This window comes from uncultured Sphingobacterium sp., from assembly GCF_964277905.1.
GTDB classification, from domain to species: Bacteria; Bacteroidota; Bacteroidia; order Sphingobacteriales; family Sphingobacteriaceae; genus Sphingobacterium; species Sphingobacterium siyangense.
The window spans coordinates 1,041,711-1,064,198 of sequence record NZ_CAXYKD010000048.1 but is presented as its reverse complement, the minus strand read 5'-3'; the positions used below and the strand labels follow the sequence as shown (position 1 = coordinate 1,064,198).

Annotated in this window: 26 protein-coding genes, 1 tRNA gene and 1 pseudogene; 16 read left to right on the top strand and 12 right to left on the bottom strand. The window is 39.8% G+C overall.

Features of this window, described 5'->3' with window-relative positions; translation table 11 throughout:
- Window positions 1–39: 39 nt before the first annotated feature.
- The 4 genes from ACHWSC_RS26400 to ACHWSC_RS26385 are packed head-to-tail and all read right to left on the bottom strand — an operon-like array spanning window position 40 to window position 4,482.
- A complete protein-coding gene (locus ACHWSC_RS26400) occupies window positions 40–1,683 on the bottom strand; it encodes a sodium:solute symporter (protein WP_394678863.1) in 1,644 nt (547 codons plus the stop codon).
- A 9-nt stretch (window positions 1,684–1,692) separates the two neighbouring features.
- On the bottom strand, window positions 1,693–2,913 hold the full coding sequence (locus ACHWSC_RS26395; RefSeq protein WP_394678862.1) for an enolase C-terminal domain-like protein: 1,221 nt from the start codon (window positions 2,911–2,913) through the stop codon (window positions 1,693–1,695).
- Between the two features lie 48 nt (window positions 2,914–2,961).
- Complete coding sequence (locus ACHWSC_RS26390; protein ID WP_394678861.1) at window positions 2,962–4,008, bottom strand: alpha-L-fucosidase; 1,047 nt, start codon at window positions 4,006–4,008, stop codon at window positions 2,962–2,964.
- Window positions 4,009–4,053: 45 nt separating this feature from the next.
- Window positions 4,054–4,482, bottom strand: coding sequence for an L-rhamnose mutarotase (locus ACHWSC_RS26385; protein WP_394678860.1), 429 nt, complete (start codon window positions 4,480–4,482; stop codon window positions 4,054–4,056).
- Window positions 4,483–4,644: 162 nt separating this feature from the next.
- On the opposite strand from ACHWSC_RS26385, the gene ACHWSC_RS26380 reads away from it, so the two are divergent.
- From ACHWSC_RS26380 to ACHWSC_RS26365, 4 genes are all read left to right on the top strand, one after another.
- On the top strand, window positions 4,645–5,523 hold the full coding sequence (locus tag ACHWSC_RS26380; RefSeq protein ID WP_394678859.1) for an AraC family transcriptional regulator: 879 nt from the start codon (window positions 4,645–4,647) through the stop codon (window positions 5,521–5,523).
- A gap of 135 nt (window positions 5,524–5,658) precedes the next feature.
- Entirely contained in the window at window positions 5,659–6,150 is a 492-nt protein-coding gene (locus ACHWSC_RS26375; protein ID WP_394678858.1) for a low affinity iron permease family protein, read from the top strand.
- A gap of 352 nt (window positions 6,151–6,502) precedes the next feature.
- Window positions 6,503–7,111, top strand: a complete 609-nt coding sequence (locus tag ACHWSC_RS26370) for a DUF4142 domain-containing protein (RefSeq protein WP_394678857.1) — start codon at window positions 6,503–6,505, stop codon at window positions 7,109–7,111.
- Between the two features lie 77 nt (window positions 7,112–7,188).
- A complete protein-coding gene (locus ACHWSC_RS26365; RefSeq protein ID WP_394678856.1) occupies window positions 7,189–7,689 on the top strand; it encodes a hypothetical protein in 501 nt (166 codons plus the stop codon).
- A gap of 33 nt (window positions 7,690–7,722) precedes the next feature.
- Here the strand turns inward: ACHWSC_RS26365 and ACHWSC_RS26360 are convergent, their stop codons facing one another.
- Both ACHWSC_RS26360 and ACHWSC_RS26355 read right to left on the bottom strand, forming a co-directional pair.
- Complete coding sequence (locus tag ACHWSC_RS26360) at window positions 7,723–7,953, bottom strand: hypothetical protein (protein WP_394678855.1); 231 nt, start codon at window positions 7,951–7,953, stop codon at window positions 7,723–7,725.
- Window positions 7,954–8,085: 132 nt separating this feature from the next.
- The gene (locus tag ACHWSC_RS26355; protein ID WP_394678854.1) at window positions 8,086–8,571 is read right to left on the bottom strand and encodes a DUF421 domain-containing protein; all 486 of its coding nucleotides are present in this window, start codon (window positions 8,569–8,571) and stop codon (window positions 8,086–8,088) included.
- A 230-nt stretch (window positions 8,572–8,801) separates the two neighbouring features.
- Here ACHWSC_RS26355 and ACHWSC_RS26350 point away from each other — a divergent pair, with 230 nt between their 5' ends.
- The 4 genes from ACHWSC_RS26350 (at window position 8,802) to ACHWSC_RS26335 (ending at window position 11,312) form a co-directional block, all read left to right on the top strand.
- The gene (locus ACHWSC_RS26350) at window positions 8,802–9,545 is read left to right on the top strand and encodes a nucleotidyltransferase (RefSeq protein WP_394678853.1); all 744 of its coding nucleotides are present in this window, start codon (window positions 8,802–8,804) and stop codon (window positions 9,543–9,545) included.
- 1 nt (window position 9,546) lies between these two features.
- Window positions 9,547–10,281, top strand: coding sequence for a metallophosphoesterase (locus ACHWSC_RS26345; protein ID WP_182981529.1), 735 nt, complete (start codon window positions 9,547–9,549; stop codon window positions 10,279–10,281).
- Between the two features lie 137 nt (window positions 10,282–10,418).
- Window positions 10,419–10,973, top strand: coding sequence for a type 1 glutamine amidotransferase domain-containing protein (locus tag ACHWSC_RS26340; RefSeq protein WP_394678852.1), 555 nt, complete (start codon window positions 10,419–10,421; stop codon window positions 10,971–10,973).
- 87 nt (window positions 10,974–11,060) lie between these two features.
- Window positions 11,061–11,312, top strand: coding sequence for a Rho termination factor N-terminal domain-containing protein (locus tag ACHWSC_RS26335; protein WP_394678851.1), 252 nt, complete (start codon window positions 11,061–11,063; stop codon window positions 11,310–11,312).
- A 62-nt stretch (window positions 11,313–11,374) separates the two neighbouring features.
- Here ACHWSC_RS26335 and ACHWSC_RS26330 read toward each other — a convergent pair whose 3' ends face one another.
- Window positions 11,375–11,578, bottom strand: coding sequence for a hypothetical protein (locus ACHWSC_RS26330; RefSeq protein ID WP_394678850.1), 204 nt, complete (start codon window positions 11,576–11,578; stop codon window positions 11,375–11,377).
- 24 nt (window positions 11,579–11,602) lie between these two features.
- Window positions 11,603–12,259: a response regulator gene (locus ACHWSC_RS26325; protein ID WP_394678849.1), complete on the bottom strand. Its 657-nt coding sequence runs from the start codon at window positions 12,257–12,259 to the stop codon at window positions 11,603–11,605.
- A 213-nt stretch (window positions 12,260–12,472) separates the two neighbouring features.
- Between ACHWSC_RS26325 and ACHWSC_RS26320 the strand changes: the two genes are divergently transcribed.
- The gene (locus ACHWSC_RS26320) at window positions 12,473–12,688 is read left to right on the top strand and encodes a hypothetical protein (RefSeq protein WP_394678848.1); all 216 of its coding nucleotides are present in this window, start codon (window positions 12,473–12,475) and stop codon (window positions 12,686–12,688) included.
- A gap of 132 nt (window positions 12,689–12,820) precedes the next feature.
- Here the strand turns inward: ACHWSC_RS26320 and ACHWSC_RS26315 are convergent, their stop codons facing one another.
- Window positions 12,821–13,381 (bottom strand): DUF4230 domain-containing protein, encoded by a 561-nt coding sequence (locus ACHWSC_RS26315; RefSeq protein WP_394678847.1) that lies wholly within the window; start codon window positions 13,379–13,381, stop codon window positions 12,821–12,823.
- A gap of 202 nt (window positions 13,382–13,583) precedes the next feature.
- Between ACHWSC_RS26315 and ACHWSC_RS26310 the strand changes: the two genes are divergently transcribed.
- Window positions 13,584–13,657: transfer RNA gene (locus ACHWSC_RS26310), tRNA-His, on the top strand.
- A gap of 189 nt (window positions 13,658–13,846) precedes the next feature.
- Here the strand turns inward: ACHWSC_RS26310 and ACHWSC_RS26305 are convergent.
- Together ACHWSC_RS26305 and ACHWSC_RS26300 are read right to left on the bottom strand one after the other, a co-directional pair.
- Window positions 13,847–14,176, bottom strand: coding sequence for a YegP family protein (locus tag ACHWSC_RS26305; RefSeq protein ID WP_394678846.1), 330 nt, complete (start codon window positions 14,174–14,176; stop codon window positions 13,847–13,849).
- A 374-nt stretch (window positions 14,177–14,550) separates the two neighbouring features.
- Window positions 14,551–14,646 (bottom strand): annotated as a pseudogene (locus ACHWSC_RS26300) (penicillin-binding transpeptidase domain-containing protein); the annotation flags it as partial.
- Window positions 14,647–15,632: 986 nt separating this feature from the next.
- On the opposite strand from ACHWSC_RS26300, the gene lodA reads away from it, so the two are divergent.
- Together lodA and lodB are read left to right on the top strand one after the other, a co-directional pair.
- Window positions 15,633–17,666, top strand: a complete 2,034-nt coding sequence (lodA, locus tag ACHWSC_RS26295) for a CTQ-dependent lysine 6-oxidase LodA (RefSeq protein ID WP_394678845.1) — start codon at window positions 15,633–15,635, stop codon at window positions 17,664–17,666.
- 3 nt (window positions 17,667–17,669) lie between these two features.
- Complete coding sequence (lodB, locus tag ACHWSC_RS26290) at window positions 17,670–18,773, top strand: lysine-epsilon-oxidase maturase LodB (protein WP_394678844.1); 1,104 nt, start codon at window positions 17,670–17,672, stop codon at window positions 18,771–18,773.
- A gap of 165 nt (window positions 18,774–18,938) precedes the next feature.
- Here the strand turns inward: lodB and ACHWSC_RS26285 are convergent, their stop codons facing one another.
- Entirely contained in the window at window positions 18,939–19,718 is a 780-nt protein-coding gene (locus tag ACHWSC_RS26285; RefSeq protein WP_120335935.1) for a class I SAM-dependent methyltransferase, read from the bottom strand.
- Between the two features lie 174 nt (window positions 19,719–19,892).
- Here ACHWSC_RS26285 and ACHWSC_RS26280 point away from each other — a divergent pair, with 174 nt between their 5' ends.
- The 4 genes from ACHWSC_RS26280 to ACHWSC_RS26265 all read left to right on the top strand — a co-directional run bounded on the left by ACHWSC_RS26280 (window position 19,893) and on the right by ACHWSC_RS26265 (window position 22,485).
- On the top strand, window positions 19,893–20,849 hold the full coding sequence (locus tag ACHWSC_RS26280) for a GNAT family N-acetyltransferase (RefSeq protein WP_394678843.1): 957 nt from the start codon (window positions 19,893–19,895) through the stop codon (window positions 20,847–20,849).
- Between the two features lie 132 nt (window positions 20,850–20,981).
- A complete protein-coding gene (locus ACHWSC_RS26275; RefSeq protein WP_394678842.1) occupies window positions 20,982–21,536 on the top strand; it encodes an RNA polymerase sigma factor in 555 nt (184 codons plus the stop codon).
- A complete protein-coding gene (locus ACHWSC_RS26270) occupies window positions 21,517–21,789 on the top strand; it encodes a hypothetical protein (RefSeq protein WP_394678841.1) in 273 nt (90 codons plus the stop codon). The genes ACHWSC_RS26275 and ACHWSC_RS26270 overlap by 20 nt, the downstream gene beginning before the upstream one ends.
- A 12-nt stretch (window positions 21,790–21,801) precedes the next feature.
- Window positions 21,802–22,485 carry an ATP-dependent Clp protease proteolytic subunit gene (locus tag ACHWSC_RS26265; protein WP_153845956.1) on the top strand — a complete coding sequence of 228 codons (684 nt, stop codon included), beginning with the start codon at window positions 21,802–21,804 and terminating at the stop codon, window positions 22,483–22,485.
- Window positions 22,486–22,488 lie beyond the last annotated feature (3 nt).

Sequence of the window (22,488 nt, the reverse complement as noted above, 5' to 3'; positions counted from 1 at the left end):
TTTAGCATCAAGTTCCAAAGAATCGGAACAAATTAAAAATTAGTTGAAAATTACATATAAAATCACGACAATAGCTAACAGCAATGCAGACAAAATACGGTAATTCCCGATACCCGACCAGGCTTTTCCCCGAAGTGGATCCACGGGGTTCCTCCAGTACAAATCCCGACTTTGTGCAGTATGCTGCACGGGATACTTATACGATAACAAAACCTGAAGTAACATACAGATCAAAAACAAATAGAAAGCCATCATCATAAATGGTGTCTGCCCTACCCACGAGTCAGGTAGCAGCTTATTCAGCAAAAATACGGCAACCCCCAAAACAGAACCTATCCACAGGGTAAGTTTTGCAGCTGTTGCTGATGCTCCTTTCCAAAACACACCTAAAAGAAACACGCAGGTTATTGGTGGTGCAATATGGGCAATCACATCATTTATGCCATAAAAAATACTCTCATAGCGATCCAATAGTGGTAAAAGAGCCAAGGAAAATCCCATGGCAATAACTGCGGAAATTTTCCCGATACGAATCAGCTGCCCATCGGAAGAAGCAGGCCGCCGCTGTTTAAAGATATCGTAACTCACCATGGTCGATATCGAATTTAGCGCACCCGATATCTGACTCATTAAACCCGATAAGAGCGCCGCTACCAACACACCGATCAATCCCGAAGGCAAAAGTTGCGTAATCATGAGTGTATAGATACCTTTTGAATTGACCTGCCCTTGATGGTCTACGCCAAGACTGCTTAAATCCAATTGACCTGTTTTAAACAGCGTATACGCAAATAGCCCCGGAAGCACAAAAATAAATACAGGCAAAATTTTCAGAAAACCACAAAAAAGGGCGCCCACACGTCCATGGTTTTCGTCCTTGGCTCCTAAAACGCGCTGAACAATCGTCTGATCGGCACACCAGTACCAGATGCCTAAAATCGGATAGCCAAACAATACGGCATACCAAGGCATTCCACTTCCATCGTTGCCACCACGGAGCATAGAAAGACGATCAAGGGCATTATCCTGCGCCAGAACAGCTTTCATCGGCATCCAACCGCCCATCTTGTCAAAAGCTGCAAAACTGATAATAAAAGCCCCTGCAAGCAACACAATTGTTTGGATAGATTCCGTCACCACAACAGCGCGCAGCCCACCCAATATCGTATATATTCCAGTTATCACACAGATTACCGTAATACTCAAATACATATTAAATCCAAAAAGTGTTCGCAACACAATCCCTCCGGCCAACATCGAAAAAGCGATATGAATAACAATGGCCGATAGTATGGATATAAACGTGAGCCAATCTCTGCTGGCACGATCATAACGCCGTTCCAGAAAGTCAGGCAAGGTTGTAACACCCGATTTGAGGTAAAACGGCACAAAAAAAAGCGCCAGCAAGATTAAAGTAAAGGCAGCCATCCATTCAAAGTTGCCATTCAGCAAGCCTGTATCAAATCCACTCTGTGCCAAACTAACCAGATGTACCGTTGAAATATTAGTTGCAAAAAGCGCCAACCCAATGGCCGGCCACCGGAGTGTCTTTCCAGCCAAAAAATACCCCTCAGCACTTATTTCCTTTACTTTCTTAAATCGCCCTGATCCAGCCAATACGCCGACAACCAAAATCAACACAATATAAAAGATGGCGATACCTAAATCTAAATTTCCTAACATAACGTCAACTTATAACAAATCACAACTGCTTCCAACATCCATTGGGGTACGGTACACGCCATTCGCTATAGACACGGGATGTACAAAATGAGACTTTAGGTGGGGAATATGCTCCAAAAACAAAGCCTCATGCCCTAGGCTTATATGGTTAAACAAAACAAGATGCTGATGAAGCTGCCCCATATCACCGACATGGGGTACAACGGGAATATTATATTTTCGACAAAGTAGACTCACTGAAATAAACTCGCTCACGCCGCCGACCCGAACAGCATCCACCTGTGCAAATCCCGCCGCACCCATTTGAAGGTAATTTTTAAACAAGATGCGGTTCGGCACATGCTCACCCATGGCAACTTTTATCGGCGCAATGTGCTCGGCTAAGCGCTTATGCCCAACAATGTCGTCGGGATGTGTCGGCTCCTCTACCCAAAAAGGGTTCATCTCTTTAAGCTCTTGACAGATGGATAACGCCTGAGGTAGCGTCCATTGCTGATTCGCATCGAGCATTACTTTAGCTTCATCACCCGCAACCTCCCGTACAATATGCGCACGACGAATATCCCGTAATGGATCTTCACTACCTACTTTGAGTTTCATTGCCGAGAAACCGTTATCTAAAGCACGTTTACAATTCTCCCGTACTTTTTCATCAGAATAGTTAAACCAGCCGACTGATGTATCGTAGCCCGCATAACCCTTTTCAATAATGTCCATTCTTTTATGACCAGTTGAGATAGTCGACTCCAGCAGGCTGATGGCTTCAGCCTTTGTAAATTCATCTTCCAAATAGGAAAGATCCAATGTATTGACAATCTCTTCAGCGCTGAGGTCGGTTAACAGCTTCCAAAGTGGAACACCTCTTGTTTTAGCCCAAAGGTCGAAACAGGCATTTGTTACCGAAGCTAGGGCCAAATGAACGATACCTTTATGGGGACCCAACCAACGAAATTGCTGTTCGTTGCTCAACTTATTAAACAACTGACCAAAATCTGCCATAAGATCTTCAATTGGAATCCCTTTCAATCGTTCGGCATAAAAAGCTGCAGCACGACAGACTAACTCATTTCCTGCACCCAGTGTAAAAGCCAGACCTGTCCCTACGCGCCCCTTATCATCTGCCAATCGAGTCACAGCATAAGAATAGATCGGATCCTTGTGTATCGCATCACTGCCCGCACCTGTAGCCAAAGGAAATCTCCGATCCTGAATATCAAACGTCTTTATCATAAAATCTTAACGTACTTGTTTTTAGTATTTAGGTTAATCTATTTTGAATTACAACTTTAACTTATCTTTTAATTTGCGCAAAATATCAACATCCGAATCCTTGATGCGTCCCATCCGATTGGGACCAACGTTTAAGATCAGGATATTGTCCTGTGCGGTTGCGGTCTGATAAATCCCAGCAAGCTCTTCCAAAGACTTATATTTCTTGTCCGTAGTATTATAAAACCAGCGTTCTCCAAGTACCACTGTCGTCTCAAAAGGCATATAATACGTATTCCCCTGGGCCATAAAAAGCTTAGGGTCAGGATCGACCGGAAGGTAAGGATCGCCTAGCCTAAAATCACTTGGAAAATAACGTATAGGGTAATAATTTTTCTGATCTTTCGGCAAAACTATGTGTTTGTCTGTATTCTCAGGTGATCCTATACTCCAGTTTATACCAATTTGACATCCGGGAACCTTTTTCTTGATCAAATTGTAAATCGCCTGCGTGGGCCATCGATAGCCCTCTTTTTCCCAGCCACCGTCCAGCCAAAGCTCAACGATATCTGTATACTTTTTGGTCATATCAACCAACTCATTAAGCTGGTTCAACATATATTGATTATATGCTGCATCTGCAGACATGTCTTTTACATTGGGATTCTGCTTTCGGTCCCATAACGAATAATATAAACCAAGGCGCATCCCCTGTTTGGCGCATTCTTTAGCCAGCTCCTGCACAACATTTGTCGCGTTTGAAGAACTCGCCACATCGTAGTCCGTATACTTACTATCCCATAAACAAAAACCTTCATGATGTTTCGTAACCAAAATCATATACTTCATCCCAGCGTCCTTTGCTGTCGAAACCCACTGTTTAACCTCAATAGCCGATGGTGCATACGAGCTAGCGGGTTTGGATCCATCTGTCCACTCCTGGTCATGAAATGTATTCATGCCAAAATGAACGAACATACCATATTTTCGGTCAATTTGCTCCCGCTGATAAGCATTGGGATATATCGATGGAACAGGTACAATAGTCTTTGTCTGCGCACAGAGATTTGTTCCCAATACAGCAAGTGCCAAACTAAATAATAATTTCTTTCTCATGGTTATATGATGTTGGTTATTACAGCATTCATTCTTTTTCTTTCTTTATTCCGTATGGAATACCTCCGCCATACCAGACCATATCTCTCCTTTCTCCAGTGCATCGGACAGGGGTTGCTGACAAGGATCCGTTTCTTTCCACCAACGCTGTGTCTCTGGGTCGGACGCCATCTTCTGCATATCAAGCTTGAAATTTTGTCCTACATATTCGAAATAACTGAAAAGAAAAAATTTACCGTCTATTTCCTTCAAAAAAATAGAATAATTGCGGATATGACATGCCTTGATCTTTCGAAGTACCGTAGGCCAAACCTTGGCATGAAGTTTCTTATAATAAGCTACTTTCTCTGCTTTTAATCCTGTTATAGATGCATAGCGAGCCACAGGGTGGCTTCTTTCTGTAGACCGAAAGGCTGTCGCACAAAATACGACAAAGACGATCATCATGCTATAAGGATATAATTTAGGATTCATAAGTTCTACGCGTTATTTTATACGAAATTACGCGCTTAACAGTACTGTGACTACTGCTAGATTGCTCATTTCTCCCACTATATTAACATTTTTACCTCTGTTTACCTCTTTTTAGGACAAAATAAGCTATATTACTTGCTCTTAATTAAAATAACCAAACGCATGAAACCTGTTTTTGCAAAAATTCTGGAAGGTGCAGCTATTACGACTTTTGCGACCAAAGATGTGCAGCGACCATTCTTCTCCACCGAATTTCACTTTCATAGCGCCTGTCAGATGACCTATATTGTGGAAAGTGAGGGAAAACGGATCATTGGAGATAATGTGAGTAACTTTGTTTCTGATGAACTCACTTTTGTAGGGCCCGATCTACCACATGTTTGGCACAATAACAATATAAATTGCCCGGGCTCGGCCATGGCGGAGACAAAGACATCCCGCTCTTTGGCCTTGTATATAGAACCTAAATTAATGATTAAAGTTTTAGGGCATTTCTTTCAGACACACAAAATCGAAGCATTCTTTTCGGCCTCAAAACGTGGTCTCCTATTCCGTGGTGCAACAAAGGAAAAATTAAAGGTAAAACTAAAAAAGATCGTACAGCTGGATTATGGCTTTGAGAAAACCATTTTGTTATTGGAGATTATCGAATTGATGTTTTCCACAGATGAATTTGATTACCTCTCCAGCGCGGGATACACCCACAACTATAATCCTATTGACAATAGTAAAATTGACAGCATCTTTAAATTCGTATTTAACAACTATACTAGAGAAATTCAATTGGATCAAGTTGCGAAGCTATCTAATATGTCGAAACATTCCTTTTGCCGTTACTTCAAATCCCGTACGCAGAAAACCTTCGTCCAGTTTGTCAATGAGGTGCGCATTAGTGAATCCTGTAGATTGATCGTTGAAAATAAGCATCAAATCACGCACATTGCTTATGCTTGTGGTTTCAATAGCCTTTCAAACTTTAATAAAATTTTCAAGTCAATTAAAGGAGTCACACCTAGTCAGTACAAAGTTCAAATACGGTAGTAGCAACAAAGCAGGTAGGCTATTCTTAGCTATGGAGCAGACAAATATTTGAAAAACTGATCTTTTAAGATAAAGCTAATCAATGCAAACAAATTCAGTTTCAGTGGGGTCTCTATAGAAACTTAAAGTTTAGCGATGAAAAAAAGAAAAAACTTATTTGAAAGGTTCTCAAACTGGGCGACACACGCAACTGGTAGTTCAGCGGCATTTATTATTGCAACCTCTACAGTTATCATTTGGGCAGTGAGTGGCCCCATATTTAACTACTCTGAAACCTGGCAACTGGTCATCAATACAGGTACGACCATTGTTACTTTTCTAATGGTATTTCTTATTCAGAAATCGCAGAATAAAGATTCAAAGGCAATCCACCTTAAGCTCAATGAGTTGATTGCCTCTCACGAGGGCACTAGCAACCGAATGGTTAATTTGGAAGATCTCAGTGAAGAAGAACTTGATCAGCTTGCCAAATTTTATGCCCACGTCGCTAAATTGGCGCTTCAGGAAGGTGATCTCACCTGCACACACTCAATTGATGCCGCAAAGGAAAATCACGCTTTTAAAATGAAGGCTCGAAAAGAAAGACACGACGCCTCATACGATAATAGAACAGACAATACGGATTAACATTTCAAATTATTGATGATAAAAAAATAAATCCCCGTAATGGGGATTACTGTAAATTGTACAGCTGTTCTACCCATATTATAAGAGCTTTAATCATAGTGTAGTACGAATTTGTACGATGCATTTACGTAAACAACCCCCTTTTCGATTTAAATACGTAAAATATCACAGTTCCAAACCCTACCTTCTCGACCACTGTTCACTATTTAAATCACACACATAAAGGAGTCTAAGTTTATATCATCGGTATCGTCTTTATTCATTTTAGCATCCGCTATCATCATTAGTGATGGACAAATAAGGAAATGATAACCGAAATAGCATACATCGTTAACAATTAAACAATAGCATTATGAAAACCATTTTAAAAACTTTGGGAACGCTGCTTGTGATTTTCGCCTGCATCTTAACTGTTCAGGCGCAAGACAGCAAACCCGCTCAGCCACAGCCTGGAGACCTGGACTTCGCCAGCAAAGCCACGGCCAGCAACAATTTCGAACTGCAGGCAGCAAGCATTGCTCTTGCAAAATCACAAAACGCGAATATAAAACAATATGCACAGATGATCGCAGACGAGCATACTGCTTTAGGAAATGAACTGTCGGCCATTGTAAAGAATAAAAATTGGCAGCTGAGTACGAGTGACGATCAAAATTATAAATCTATGATCGACCAACTCAATAATGCGGACACAGCAAGTTTTGACCGCATCTATACCGATCTGATGATTAAGAGCCATCAGGATGCTATTTCACTTTTCAAAGATGCGAGTGCAGGCACAGCAATTACAGATGCTGACCTTAAGAAATTCGCTACTGATAAAATTCCCGCATTTGAAAAACATCTTGATCAAATTAAAAATATGCAGCCTTCAGATCCTTCGATAGGTGATATGCACATTACACCAAATGCGCCATCGCCAGCTGTTAAGAACAAGGTGCCCAAACCGACATTAAAATAAAAGCATATTTATTCCATTCATTCACTCCGAAGGACAAATTCATTAAGGCTCTGTCCTTCGTTAATTCTTATCATACCATGGAACAGACATTCGACTACATACATGAACTTCTTAATAGACAAATGGCCCTACGTGCTAAAATAGAAGAAAGTCCTATTGCGGGCGAAATTAAAATGAGCTATGGGCAGGATTTTTATCAGGAAGAAGTGCGGTCTATGGGGCTTGCAATGATTCGCGATGGCTGGGACATGGAGGGCGAACAACTGATCCTTGATTTCACACATGAACACTATCCGACGCGAGCGAAGGATGAACTTATGTGGATTAACAAAATGATGCGTTACCTAGAGGTTATTACCGATACCTTTATCGACAATCTACATGCCGAGGGCTACCGCTGGTTACAAGGAAATGTGGATATGCCCAATGAGCACGCGATATTCTATCCCGTTCATGACATAGATGCATTCGGAAAATTATCCCAAGAACTAGGGTTGAATACACTTGTAGATCTGAAAATACCAAACCCATTAGAGCAGTTACCGGGTTGGATCTATTATCGTTCGGGAAATAAATAATTTTGCACCATTGTTCGTAAAGATACAACCAGGTCAATCTGTATTTTTGCCGCGATCCAAATTGTCCAATGGCACCCCTTCTTTTGCGCTCCCGTCATTTTTTGTCGTATCTTTTCCACGGCTTCGGTGAATATTGTCTAACGGTAGACCATTTTGGTTGACTGCTGTGTCTATCTTAGTTTCCTCTCCTTCATTATTAGCCCTATTATCGCAAGATATTGCTGTTGCCGCAAATGCGATGGTCAAATAAAAATATTTTATCATAATCTTATCTTTTATTTAAGTTTTTTACCCCTTCCCAGGTTAGCTATGTGAAGTATCAATAGGCTTTGATTCAGGTGATCCCTTTCGACGTCACAATATGGTTTTACCAAGGAAGAGTTATCTGTTAAATATTTATTTTCTTTCCTTGAGTGTAAAGCTTATTCGGCCATTCGGTTCCATTAAAGCCATATCCACTTCATCAAGGTGCTTACTGTTTGTTTCTAACCGCAAGCTCGTCAGTAGATCTGTGCGACTTACACCCAGTCTATCCATCTGATCCCATTGGATTTTACCGTTCTTGTATAAAACAGCCGGCTTACCTTTTACCATGTTACCCAAATAGGAAAGCCGGGCTGATACCTGGGCCAGGATTTTATTGACAATAATCATGACAAAGCCAGCGAACACCGTTGACAGGAACGGCGAGGCGCCAACTATTCCTCTAGCCAATACCGCACCTAGCATAATAATGATTACGAAATCCACACCCGACTTTCGGCCGAGAATTCGAATTCCTCCCAGTCGAACCAGAAAAAGCGCTATAATAAACATAATAAACGCGCGCGATCCCATCTGTAACATCGTGAGATCCTCACCAGAGCCAAAAAAACTGTCCATATTTATGCTGTTTTTATATCTTTGTGATACGCCCATCCATACTTCATCGGGCAATGAGCCTTTACTTTATTTCAGAACTTTTTATTTCAGAACATCGATAAGAGCCCTCCGAGTTCCAACAATTTTTAAATGGAGTACTTTTACCTATTAAACAGGTGGATAATACGTTTTCATTGACAATCAACAAACTACTGCATTTCTTTGACTGTCTTTAAGAAAAAGTAGACAATATGATTCATTTAGATAATCCACCTGAGGATTGCTTGGCTTTCTTTCAGGATACATTGAGGCTGCTGCAGGAGAACGGATGTCAATTTATGGTAGGCGGCGGTTTGGCTATGTTTCACTACACAGGAATCATACGGCCTACGAAAGACATGGATATTTTTTGCAAAAGCAGCGAATACCCAAAAATTCTCAAGCACTTTGCCACCAGTGGTTATAAAACGGAACTGACGGATGTAAGATGGCTGGCCAAGATTTATAAGGCCCCCTATTTTATTGACATTATTTTTGATAGTGTTAACCACAATTGTACTGTTGAGCAAGATTGGTTTGACAGAGGACCCGAAGGAGTGCTGTTTGATACAACAGTACGTTATATGCCCGCAGAAGAACTCGTTTGGTGTAAACTGTATGTACAAAACAGAGAGCGGCACGACAGTGCCGATATAAACCATATTTGGTTAAAATATGGGAAGAAACTGGACTGGGATCGCTTATTGGCGCGAATGGATCAACATTGGCACCTCTTGTTGGCCCAAATGCTCATCTTTCAGTTTACCTATCCGCATGACTATCGCGATATTCTTCCGAAGGAATTATTTGATCAGCTGATTAAGCGCGCAGCAGATCAGTATGAACTACCTCCTTGCTTAGAGAAAGTTTGCCTGGGACCACTCATCGACCAGACACAATATGAGATCGATATTAAAGAATGGGATTATAAATCATATACCATAAAAACTGTTTGAGATGAATAAAAAGACAACAATAGCCGCTTTGGGCGATATACATATGAATGCAAATCAGCATGGAAAATGGAAAACAAAATTTGAAGAGATTTCAGAAAAAGCAAAAGTCCTGCTATTATGTGGTGATTTAACCGACACTGGGGATGAAGAAGAAGCTGAATTACTCGTTGCCGAACTTCAATCCATCAAAGTTCCGGTCCTCGCCGTATTAGGAAATCACGATTATGAAAAAGGACGGCAGAAACAGATTCGCCAAATTTTGACCGACAGTAAAATTACGGTTTTGGACGGCGAAGCAATCGTGATCGAAAATATTGGTTTTGCTGGGATAAAAGGATTTGGTGGTGGATTTGACCGTTATATGTTGTCGATGTTCGGCGAAGATGCCATGAAAAGTTTTGTGCAGGAAGCTGTTAACGAGTCATTGCTACTGGACCGCGCTTTGGCAAGGTTGGAGCAAGAGCATGCAGCTATAAAAAAAGTTGCTTTGCTCCATTATGCCCCTATCGCGGAAACAGTATTGGGTGAACCCGAACAAATTTATCCTTTTTTAGGCTCAACACATTTAATGGAGCCGCTCCAGCGGCGTAAAGTTACTGCTGCCTTTCATGGGCATGCGCATGCGGGAAAATTCAAAGCCCTATCCCCGGCCGGAATACCGATTTATAATGTGGCAGTACCTGTACTGAAAGCTCATCATGGTGACGATACATGTTTTGCACTTATCGATATCTAAATTTAAAATCAACTTTAGCTTCTCATTATGGTAATTGGCAGACCAAATCTCGAAGGTAATTTATATCAAACCTTCGTAGGTTTAGATCCGTTCCTTTTAAGAAAACAAAAAACATATAATACAAAACAAATTTAGATATGGAAAATTTAAAAAATAACCGGATTGCCATATTGGTAGCAGATGGATTTGAAGAAATTGAATTGACCAGCCCCAAAGAAGCGCTGGAAAATGCAGGCGCCAAAACAGATATTATATCACCGGCTAAAGGAAAAGTTCGCGCAAAAAATGGTGATGAGTGGTCAAATGATTATCCTGTCGATGTTGCTCTTCAGGAAGCAGAAGAGGATAAGTACGATGGATTGCTGCTGCCCGGCGGAGTCATAAACCCCGATAAATTGAGAACCAATAAAACGGCTATTGCTTTGATCAATGCTTTTTGGGAACGCGATAAACCGATCGCGGCAATTTGTCATGGTCCACAATTACTTATTAATGCGGATTTGGTACGTGATAGAAAAATAACGTCTGTCGAAGCCATTCAAATGGACCTGATTAATGCAGGCGCATTATGGGAAGACAGTGAAGTCGTCGTTGACGATAAACTTATTACGAGCCGCACGCCCGACGATTTACCTGCTTTCAATAAAGCCATTATCAAAGCATTTGCTATGGTAAAAAAGAACAAAGCGTAATTGTACCGTCCAATAACGTATTAAAACGAACAACCTTTTGTGCCTGTAACATGTTCAGCATATAAGTAACAAATAAAACAGAACATTATGAATACAACGAAAAGTTCAAGCCATACGACTGCCAAAGGACAATCGCAGGGCAACAGCAACAACAAAGAAAAAAAATCTACTCCAGCAACTGCTAAAAGCGCTTCTGCAGCTAAGAACTCGCAAAATGGAAATTCCGAAAAAACCAGAGCTGAGCTCTTGGAAATGGCAAAGAAAATGGATATCACGGGTCGTCATGATATGACAAAAGATGAACTTATTAAAGCCATCGACAAACAGGGCAAAAAATAGACCCGTTTTAACAGATAGGTTCGGCCAGTATAAAAAAGACCCGCAGCAAATGCAGGTCTTTTTTATTTCTTCTTTTCCTTCGGCCTATCAGCAGGGTCATTGGGTATGTCATTGAGCTGATCCACCTGCGGGTCTACACCAGCCTCGGCATCTCCTTGATCCCTATCGTTTACATCCCGAAGTGACTCCCCGTTCACTCCTAGCTTGATCTTTTTCTTTTTTTCCATTTCGGTCCCGACAACGCGGTTTTCATTCTTTGTAGCCATATTCATCTATTTTTTGTTGTTTAATCAATGTAAAAGCATATGATGAAAACCAAATCGGACAAGGCCCGCGGTGTTTTTTGTATTGGTTTTCTCGATAAGTTTTTGTCGATGTCCTTCTACGGTACGTTTGCTCAAAAAAATACGATCAGCAATTTCACCATTGGTGTATCCCTCAGCGATCAGTTCCAATACATGCAATTCCCGTTCTGAAATATCATATTTCAACAAAATCCGGTTTAGGTCAGGAGCCTTGTCCGCATAGTTTTTATAATCATTAAGACAGGAAGCACCTAAGGAACCACTGATATATTTCTCTCCTTTAGCAACTTGCCGAATGCCAAAAAGCACCTCATCACAGCTACTATCCTTCACTAAGTAGCCATCTGCACCAGCATGCAATGCTTCTGCGGCGACATGTTTGTCATTTTCCATCGTCAACGCAAGGATTTTGATATCTGGATATTTCTGTTTGGCAAATTTAATGAGGGCTATTCCTCCCATTTTACCCATATTAATATCAGTAAGGATGATATCAGGTCGATGATTGATTTTTAAAACATCCAAGGCCGCCTCAGCACTTTCAACATCAGCCAAAACAGCGATATCATCTTGCGTTTCTAAAATCAGCCGAAAACCACTCCTTACGAGGTGATGGTCGTCGACAAGCAATATTTGAATCATATCTATCTGTTTAATGAACTTATGTACTCATAGGAACAGCACTCAATTGTAAAATGTTTTTTACAATTTAATTTATCTAAAAACTAAGAATATAAGATAGATTTTCTTTTTCTATCATAATAGCTAATTTGAAAATCCGAAACGATTTTGATGTGACCTTTGTTCTTCGGATGAGAGCATGCAGTGGCATGCCATCATTAAACAATAAATAATATGAAAAAACCAACAAAATTAATTGCCGTCGGTCTAATATGCTTAGCTGCCTATGGATGTAATGGCGTTAAAACTGATGATCAAAAATCAAAGGAACTGATGCGAGACTCCGTTCCCAACGATACCACGACGATACAATATCGCGATACTACATCTGCAGAATCCCGTGGAGAAATCCCGCCAACACCCCAGCCCGATACATCAACAAAAAAGTAAAACAAATATAAATTGGCTATTGTTCTTTGCGTGATAGCATAATTATGAAATCCTCCCGTCGTGAGACGGCTGGAGATTAGATTTATTGTAGAGAGCTAGACAATGTTAACATTGCCTAGCTTTTTTTTGGATTTATTCGAAAGTCAGATTGATTTTCGAAAACCCCAATCCCTGTAAGAGCGGTTTAAAAACGGTGGTTGCATTGGCCTTGGTTTGCTGCAGAATATCTGATTTTTTAACATCATCAGCAACAGCTTTTTCCGCAGTTTTGTAAGCTTCATCCACAAGCTCTGCTTCGCGCAAGAAAGCCATTTTGGTATCATAGACTTTGGATGCTTCATGATCGATCTTAATGTAGCAGATTTCTGGAGCCGGCAATTTGATGGAAACCGAATCCCCTACCACCTTAATATCTTCCTGACTAAGTTTTGTAAGGTTTACACAGCCTACAGCATCTGCTTTGACGATTAACAATACACTTGCATCCGGTAAAAACGTATTCACGTTTTTATGCTCCACCACATCGCTATAGCGATATTTGACCAATTCTAGTTTTCCCATTGCTTCAATGCGATCCACCAGTAACTGATGTTTACTTTCCACTGCCGGTCCGCTGTTATATTTTTTATAAACGAACCAAGCGCCCACTGCCAAAATGGCTACGATAATTAAAAATTTTAAAAATTTTCCCATAAACTATAGTATACAAATTAAAGACCAAGCTGCTTTTTTAGGCATTTAACCTGAAAATATTACCTAGATATTATTCTCCAGGGTCCCTAAACGGGCATGCTTGGAAATTATACCTTTTGATAGACAATTGTTTAGTCAAAAAGTTTAAAAAACATTTGGAACATATTAGCTATAATACTACTTTTGTGACATCAAAATCACGGTAGGTATAGCTCAGTTGGTTAGAGCACTAGATTGTGGTTCTAGGGGTCGTCGGTTCGAGCCCGATTACTTACCCAAAAGGCAGATCAAATGATCTGCCTTTTTTGTTTTCTTGTAAGTCCTTATTAATCTAATCTATTCGAAAAAAAACTAAACTGACCTTTACGATTCATGTTGCAAATTTTCGTAAGTAAATCTTTTGGGAAAAATCAAGGGTTACATTATTGGACATTAAATACTATCCTAAGATCATTAAACACATGACTAAAGAGTCCGGTCATTGATTAATGCTGTTTCAGAAAATGATCTGACGAATTCAATTGCATTTGTTAAACTGGCCAAGCTTTCATACTTTAGGCCACTACCTATGATCTGACCATTATCCCCTGTTAACTCAAAATAGAGTTTTCCACTAATGGCTCTACACTTAATTTTAGTATCATCTTTTGCATTTCTACGGATGGAAGCAATGCTATTTAAACAATTTTCTTTAGTTATATAACATTCACTATTTAAAATTACCTGTCCATTGTCTGCGATTAATTGAAACTGATATTCGCCATATTTTGTTAATGTAATCTCAAATATTCCCATAAGTTAGTGCTATTTTACTCTTATTGTATCTTAAATTATTCCCCTTGGCCAAATCCAACTCATACAGGTACGATGGGATTTTTAGCAGCCTATTTGACGGATTCTTTGGAAACCGGAGTTAGGAAAATTAAATCTTATAGCTATTAATTTTGCCATATCGTAATAAAAACAAAGCTAATTCATTAGTCCTTTCTTTTTATTATCTTAATCATTCCATTTGTTTACAAATTTATTTATCAGCTAGGCTAATATTTTTTCATCTGTCCAATCTTCAAAACAATAAAATTGAATTGAATTCAGTTTCTATTGTTTTTTATTCTAATTCAACAAATAGTATAAGTAAAAATTTAAATCGTGCAAGGAATAAACCAAATTGTAGTTCCCGGCCATTTAACGACAGTATTTTCATCATCTATCGTTTTTGTCTCAAGAGCAATTAGCATATTGTTAATCTTAAAGGTAGATGCAGGGGAGTTTTCGACTATAGCAATGGAATCTGTGGGAATCAAAAGAAACTTACCCGCTCCGGTGGAACTTGACGGATTCTTGGAAACCGAAGCAAGGTAAGTGTGTGTTATGATTGTTATTCCTATTTTGATATCACAAATTTAACCTATTGAAATGTAAAGTACGTTATCAAAATCATTCCTTTAGTTTACAAATTCAACTATTTTATGATTTTTCGGGGCACATATTTTTGATTTCGGAAAGTAAAGAAATAATATTGTCTGCTATCTATAAAGTTTAAACGCTAGAATTACTATTCCTACATATACTTATTGAAAAACAATCTGTTCGATGTATCCGGTTAGCGCTGACTAAATTCTTAAGAACATTTTGAAAAAAATTAAAAAAAACGTCAAAAGGCGCTAAAAACAGACAATTCATTTTACCATTTTACACCCCTATTTTGGATGAAATCAATATTACAGCCACAATCACCCGCTGTCAAATCCCTATTTAAATAAAGCTGATTAAACACAGACGAAGCTACGCTAAGTTCTTTAATGTTTTCAACAGAGGAAAAAAATTAATTACTTCATTGTTCCATCCGCTTTACACAGCGAACTATGGACTCGCAATATAAATTTGTAAATATAGACTGCTTAAAAAGAGCATAAAATAAATATAAAAAACTAATTATAAGAATTTTAACAACACACAAAATTACAAAAAACCGAAAGAAAAGGCGGTTGGCACTGTTCAAATAAAATGTAATACAATAAATAAATATCTTATAAATACCTAAAATCAGCTAAAATAGATTTTATTTAAATTAATAATAAAATAACATACATATATTAAAAATATTATTTAAATTTATAATAGCATATTTTTATCCTTATAAACTATTACTCACCATTACAGGCATTGTTTTTTCGCAATTCAATTATTATTTCAATATGGCGGAACCGAAAAGCCATTAATAGAGTAGGAAAAACCAAACAAATAAACCATGAATTTATCAATTCATCCATCTGTAGGTGTTGCCCGTCTCGGGAACAGTACTACCGATATCTGTTTATCTCCGACAACGATCGGAGGCCTTCCTTTTGATGCGGACAGCAACGGAAATTCCCTGGGTCCCATTACAGATTTCAAAGATGCGAAAGGTCTGATCAAACGACAAGGCCAGCCATTTACAATCCTTACTGATTATGGCGAAGAAATCACGCTCGATAGCCCTGGTGTACAATCCATTGAGTGGACAGTGCATTTGGCGAACAAAAAAGCAGCTTGGTATCAGTATAGTGAGTTAAAGGGAAATTTGCTGTATGGTCCACAAAACAGCTATCAAAGCTGGGATGTTCAGTTCAGAAATCCAGACGCACCAGATAGAAGCAAGCTAATTATAGATCCCGGACCTAGAAGTATTTCAGGAAGAGCTAATTCAATCGGTTTCGATAAGAATAATGTCCCCGTAGGCTATCCTGCCCAATATCCACCGGACCATGTCCACTATGGCGTGCCGGTAACTACCTTGGGAGACCTCCTTACAGATAACGCTGGTAGGCTCGTCGTATTGGGTGGTTTTGGAAATGCCGGTGGCGATCTTCCATTGACCAGTTATGGGGGATCAAGTACCTGGCACGATGATATTTCTGACGGGGCAGTCTATTGCACCGTAACATTTAATGACGGAAGTTCCTCTTACTTAACGGCTTGGGTGGTAATCGGATCCCCTGATTTTGCACCGGAAATTGTAAATATCTCTAACTTAAGCGATACTATGTTTGACGTCGCTATAAGAAATTTCAATTTAGTCCCAGGCATGTACAGCAATGGCTACTATAACTCGAGCTACGTGGCGAATTTTCAACGGGACATTTTGCCAATTATCAACCGAATAGGGCGCTATCAGTGGGTATCTAATGTACAGTCCATGATGGCCTTTACCAGCAATATCTTTGATTTTACCGATAATTCTCAAGCAAACTGGCAAAATAGACAAAATTATTTTTCATACTTCAGGCAAAATGATGGTCAACCACCGTCACCTGAATATTTACCACAGGAGCAATTACTAAAAGAAAATGGGACCGATATATTCCCTATGATGCCAATGAATTCCGGCAGCAATTCCGTAAGCAACATCAATATCATGAAATTCTTGGCTTTGGACCAAACACAGCTATTCTTGATGCAACAATGGGCTAATGGTAATTTCGTAAACGATCCAAATTATGAGCAATATCCTATAAATCCAATGGATACAGCAAGTGTGGGCAACTGTGTAGGTTTGCCAATGTGCCCTGGAATTGAAGTTACCTGGAGTCTGCAAAATCCAATTATCTACGCTGCCCCTTACCAAATTTTACAGTATGGAAACGAGTCACAATATGCAACATCGGGCCTAACACCTTCACGTGATGAATGCGAAGGCGGCGGCTGTGAACCGGGTGACCTGACAAAAAGAATGGCTTGTCCATGGCAGGCAGACTTCTTCCAATGTACGATCCAATTAATCAATTTCACGGATCCTTCAGTGAATAAAGCCGGCTCCCCAGCAGCCCCGCTGCCTCCTACTTACTACGCGTATTGGTGGCCGCCTCAAAGCCCCTGGGATGTTTTGGTCGGCGAGTTCACCGCTGAGGGACAGCAGGCAACAAACGTGCCTGCAGGCCAGCAAATGAATTATGCCCGCGGAATAAATAGCTTTACACAGATGGTTCAGTATTGGTATGCATTAGGATTCATCAGAGATAAAAACTCCCATAGCACAGGATTCCCATTTTTTGTTGAAACGGAAAGAAACAACGAAATATTTACGTATGACAATGTGCCAGTGAGTCAGATAAGCGGTAATATGGAGGATCAAGAAACTTCAATTCCTGTTTTTTATATCGAGGAGCAAGCACATGTTATCACGCAAAGAAGTGACAAAGGGCGGCTATTGATGGAACACCTGGAAGAAGTTGGATTCAAAAAGATTGAGCTCGCGGCAGAACGCATGCCATTGCCTCGCTCTGGAACACGAAACCGAAGATAAATAATGCAACATTTTTTTGAAACTCATGTACTCATAGTCGGTGGAGGCCCCGCAGGGACCTCCGCCGCTTTAAGTTTACTCAAATATTCGAACCTAAAGGTCGTTATTGTTGAGGAGACGAATTTAGAAACAATAAAAATCGGGGAACAGGTCAATTCAAGTATTTTTGACCTACTTGACTATATAGGCATTGAAAAAGACAATCTCAGTCCCGATCATTTTATACAAGGCTACAGCAATATTGCAGCCTGGGGCAGCGACAAAATGGTCGTTAGAGATTCTATTTTTAATACCGACAGCGAAAATTTTCAGTTAAATAGAGAAGAATTTGATTATCTCTTACTGAAAAAAGTTGCTGCAAGAGGTGCACTCATCTTCCCAAGGACGAAATGTCTGAATTTTGAACAGGACGACAAGAATTATTGGACGGTGAAGTTAAAACATGACATAAAGGGAAACTTTACAGTACGGGCAAAATATTTGATCGACGCTACCGGGAGGTCAGGAAGTGTCGGTCGAAAATTAGGCATTGAATCAAAACGATACGACGAACTAACCGCAATTGGAAAATTTTTGCACGTTAAAGCATCACAACAGGTCAAACAAGATATTCTTATCGAAGCCGTCGAAGATGGGTGGTGGTATTGCGCGACCTTACCCAATCAAAAAATGACGCTTACATTCTTTTCAGATGCTGCTATTATTCGAAAAAAAAGACTTGAAAAAATAGAAAATTGGAACGACATGCTATCAAAAACGAAATACATTAAACATAAAATAGCCCCTGCTGAGAGTCAAGGAAAACCTTGGGTAAGAAATGCTTTTTCGCAGATTTCCAACGTGCTTTCGAAAAACAACTTTGTAGCAGTTGGCGATGCAATAGCATCATTTGATCCAATTTCCTCTATGGGCATTGGTTTCGCCATAAATTCTGCATGCAATGCTGCCAAAGCGATTATCGATGCAGATCTAGGCCACGAAAGGACCTTCTCAAATTATCAGGAAAACATCAATGCAATTTATCGTCAATATATCGAAACCAAAGCCTTTTTTTATAAAAAAGAACAGCGTTGGCACGAAGCCCCCTTTTGGCAGAACAGACTTTGAAGTATAGGGTGTCTAATCAGAGACTTCTTTCCTTATTCAGCCCCAGACCAGTTATAAGCCAACTCTCACCAAAAATTATCCCGTGCGAGTTGGCTTATAGTCTTACATAAAAATCTATCCCTCAAGCTAAGATCCTGAAGAAAGAGGAAATATAAGATGAACAATTTAACGCCACATAAACCCGCCAATACGGAAGAAACGGAGCAACTTGTTGATCATGGTCAAAGCAGGTTTCTTAATCTTCCATTTTAATCCATCGAATCCTGTGGGAGCCGCATTGAAATCTTTCACTGTCGCCGCCCCTGTCTTCATATGTATCGGTGCTTCATCCCTTCGATGCTTCTCCACGACCAAGATGCTGTCATAGTAATGCAGGGAACTTACCGAACGTGTAAATCCATTGACCTTCAATCCACGTTGTTCGGAATGGTAAGCATTGATGTAATCAATAAAATTTTTACTGTATTCAATAAAAGTACCGTTCCTTTTATGGCCACCACCGTAAAATACCTGATAAGATGTATGTAAATCTTCACAAAGGTAAACGCCATTATCTTTCACATGATCAAAAAGCTCCTCAAATGTCACAATCTGTTGTATCATCGTATGGCCACCATCATCGATCAATATATCGATCGGCGGAATAGATTCCTTTACCTGCCGCAGGAACTTCCGGTCCGACTGTGAACCAATAAATATCTCTACATTCTCTTCTTCGAGTTCCTTACAGTGCGGATTGATGTCGATACCGTAAATTTTCGCACGATCACCAAAATAGTTCTTCCACATCTGAAGACTTCCGCCCTGAAAAACCCCAACTTCCAACACCACGATCTCTTTGCCTTTGAAACGACTAAAATGCCTGTCGTATACATCGAAATAATGCATCCATTTATTGATTAGCTTCGCATCATTATTTCGGAAATAAGTTTCTAACTCGTTCATGTCCTTCGGTCTATTTTAAGGGGTTCTGGTTTTTTATGCTTTGAAATTATTGAAATATAACGAAAAAAGCAACGATATATTTTTATTTCAGTAGAATTTTAAAATTTAAATTTTACAGCATTTAAATTATTTTCCTACATTTGCATAACTGGTTATATAATTACTTATAATACGATGGAACTATTTGAAAAAACAGGAAAAATAGCATTAGGCAGCAGATTGCGCTACATGGCCTCAAATATCACAGAAGAGGCCGCCCGATTACATGAGCTTTATCAGATTGATTTTGCGCCCAAGTGGTTTCCCGTTTTCTTTATCCTGTCTGAGGGTGATTCAAAAACAATTACCGATATAGCAACAGAGATTGGCCACTCCCAGCCATCAGTCACTAAAATCGTTAAAGAAATGATCAACGTAGGTCTTGTAGAGGATAACCTTCGCTCTGTGGATAAACGGCGAAATATGGTTGGATTGACCAATAAAGGAAAAATGCTTTGGGAAAGAATGAAAATTCAATGCATCGATATCGATCGCGCCATTGATAGAATTATCGAAGAAGCCACGCACAATCTATGGGAAGCTTTAGCTGAATGGGAATTTCTTCTTGAACAAAAATCCTTATTGAAACGCGTTCAGGAACAAAAGAAAATGCGTGAAAGTAAGGATGTCGACATTGTTCCATATGATCCAACATACCGCCTGGCATTTAAGTCTTTGAATGAGGAATGGATTTCCACCTATTTTGAAATGGAAGAAACTGACCATAAAGCACTTGACAATCCCGAGGAATATATTTTGGCAAAAGGGGGTAAAATTATGGTTGCTCTTTATAACGATGAACCTGTAGGTGTATGCTCACTTATTAAAATGAATCATCCCGATTTTGACTATGAATTGGCAAAAATGGCGGTATCTCCAACAGTGCAAGGCAAAAGTATAGGCTATCTTTTGGGAAGAGCAATTATTGAAGAAGCAAAAACCTTAGGGGCATCAAAACTGTTTCTCGAGAGCAACACCATTTTGAAACCTGCAATCAATCTCTATTACAAGTTGGGGTTCCAAAAGATTAGCGGCTATCCAAGTCCTTATCAACGATGTAATATCCAGATGGAACTGGATTTAAAAAAATAACCTTGAGCAGTAGAAACTTAAACTGGAATAAGCTAACTCTGATAAGCGAATGAATGCTTCCCCAAAAAAGGGAAGCATTTTTGTTTAACTAATTTTTCAAATAAAAGGTGATACTTTTCACTAAATTGGTACATGTCTATAAATGATATTGCTATGCAACAATTGATCAATTCAAATCGAACAATAGACCGACAGGTACTCTTTATGAACTTGTATAAAAGTACATTTCCCATCGTGGCTAAGTATATCAGTCGCATGGGCGGTAATTTGGATGAAGCCAAAGATGTATTTCAGGACGCTTTGCTTGTGTATTATGAAAAGATTCTTTTAACAGCGACACCACTAAACAACGATATTGGCTATTTGGTTGGAACAGCCAAAAATCTATGGTTAAAACGGTATGGTCAATCCAGTCCAAACCTTCCCCTAGATCAAGTAGATGTTGCTTTGACAACGGAAGAGTCTCCTTCTAGCGCAAGGCTGATCCGTTTTTTGGAGACTGCTGGGCGTAAATGTTTAGAACTCTTGAAAAGCTTCTATTATGATCAAATGTCACTGCAGGAAATTGCAGATGAATATGGCTATTCGGGAGCAAGGAGTGCCACTGTACAGAAATTTAAATGCCTGGAGAAAGTTAGAGAATCCGTTAAACAAAAATCCCTGGTTTATGATGACTTCATGGAATGAAACCCGGCAGATAGAAGCTTATATCTTTGGAATAGCTGAGCCGGAAGATGCACTGCTTTTTGAAGCGAAATTGGTGTTGGACGAGGAATTGGCACAAAAGATTATTGCGCAACAAAAAGCTTATGCAGCTATTCGGCAATTCGGCCGCAAACAAGTGAAAATGGAAATTGAAGCTATAACGCAGGCATTATTTACACATCCTGAACATGTCTCTTTTAGAAAAAAAATAATAAAGCTATTTAGCAAATCCTAAATTCCTAACATCATGACGATTGACAAAAATGAGTTCCGTAAATTTGCGGTAGGGCATTGTTATGTCCAAAAAGATCTGGTGGATCATTATATTTCAGGCATCGAGCAGTCACGCATTCCGTTGGCCATGACGCCATATATCACCGAAGAACGCGAACTGCGTGTATCACAAATGGACGTATTTTCCAGATTGATGATTGACCGTATTATCTTTATGGGTGCTCCTGTAGAATCCAACATCGCCAATATCGTACAAGCCCAGCTGCTATTCCTTCAATCTGTTGACCCCAAAAAAGATATACAACTGTATATCAACTCACCCGGAGGCGAAGTTTATGCCGGATTAGGTATTTATGATACAATGCAATTGATCAGTCCGGATGTTGCAACGATCTGTACCGGTATGGCGCTCTCCTTTGGTGCGATATTACTCTGCGGCGGTGCTGCCGGCAAACGTAGCGCACTGGAACACGCACGGGTGATGCTTCATCAGCCACTTGGCGGTGTTCAAGGCCAGGCTTCGGACATCGAAATTACAGCCAATCAAGTGCTGAAAATCAAGAAAGAGCTGTATGATATTATTGCCAAACACAGTGGACAGAGCTATCAACGCGTACATGATGTCAGCGACCGGGATCACTGGATGGTTGCTGCAGAAGCAAAAGAGTTTGGAATTATTGACGACGTACTAATCTAGCCA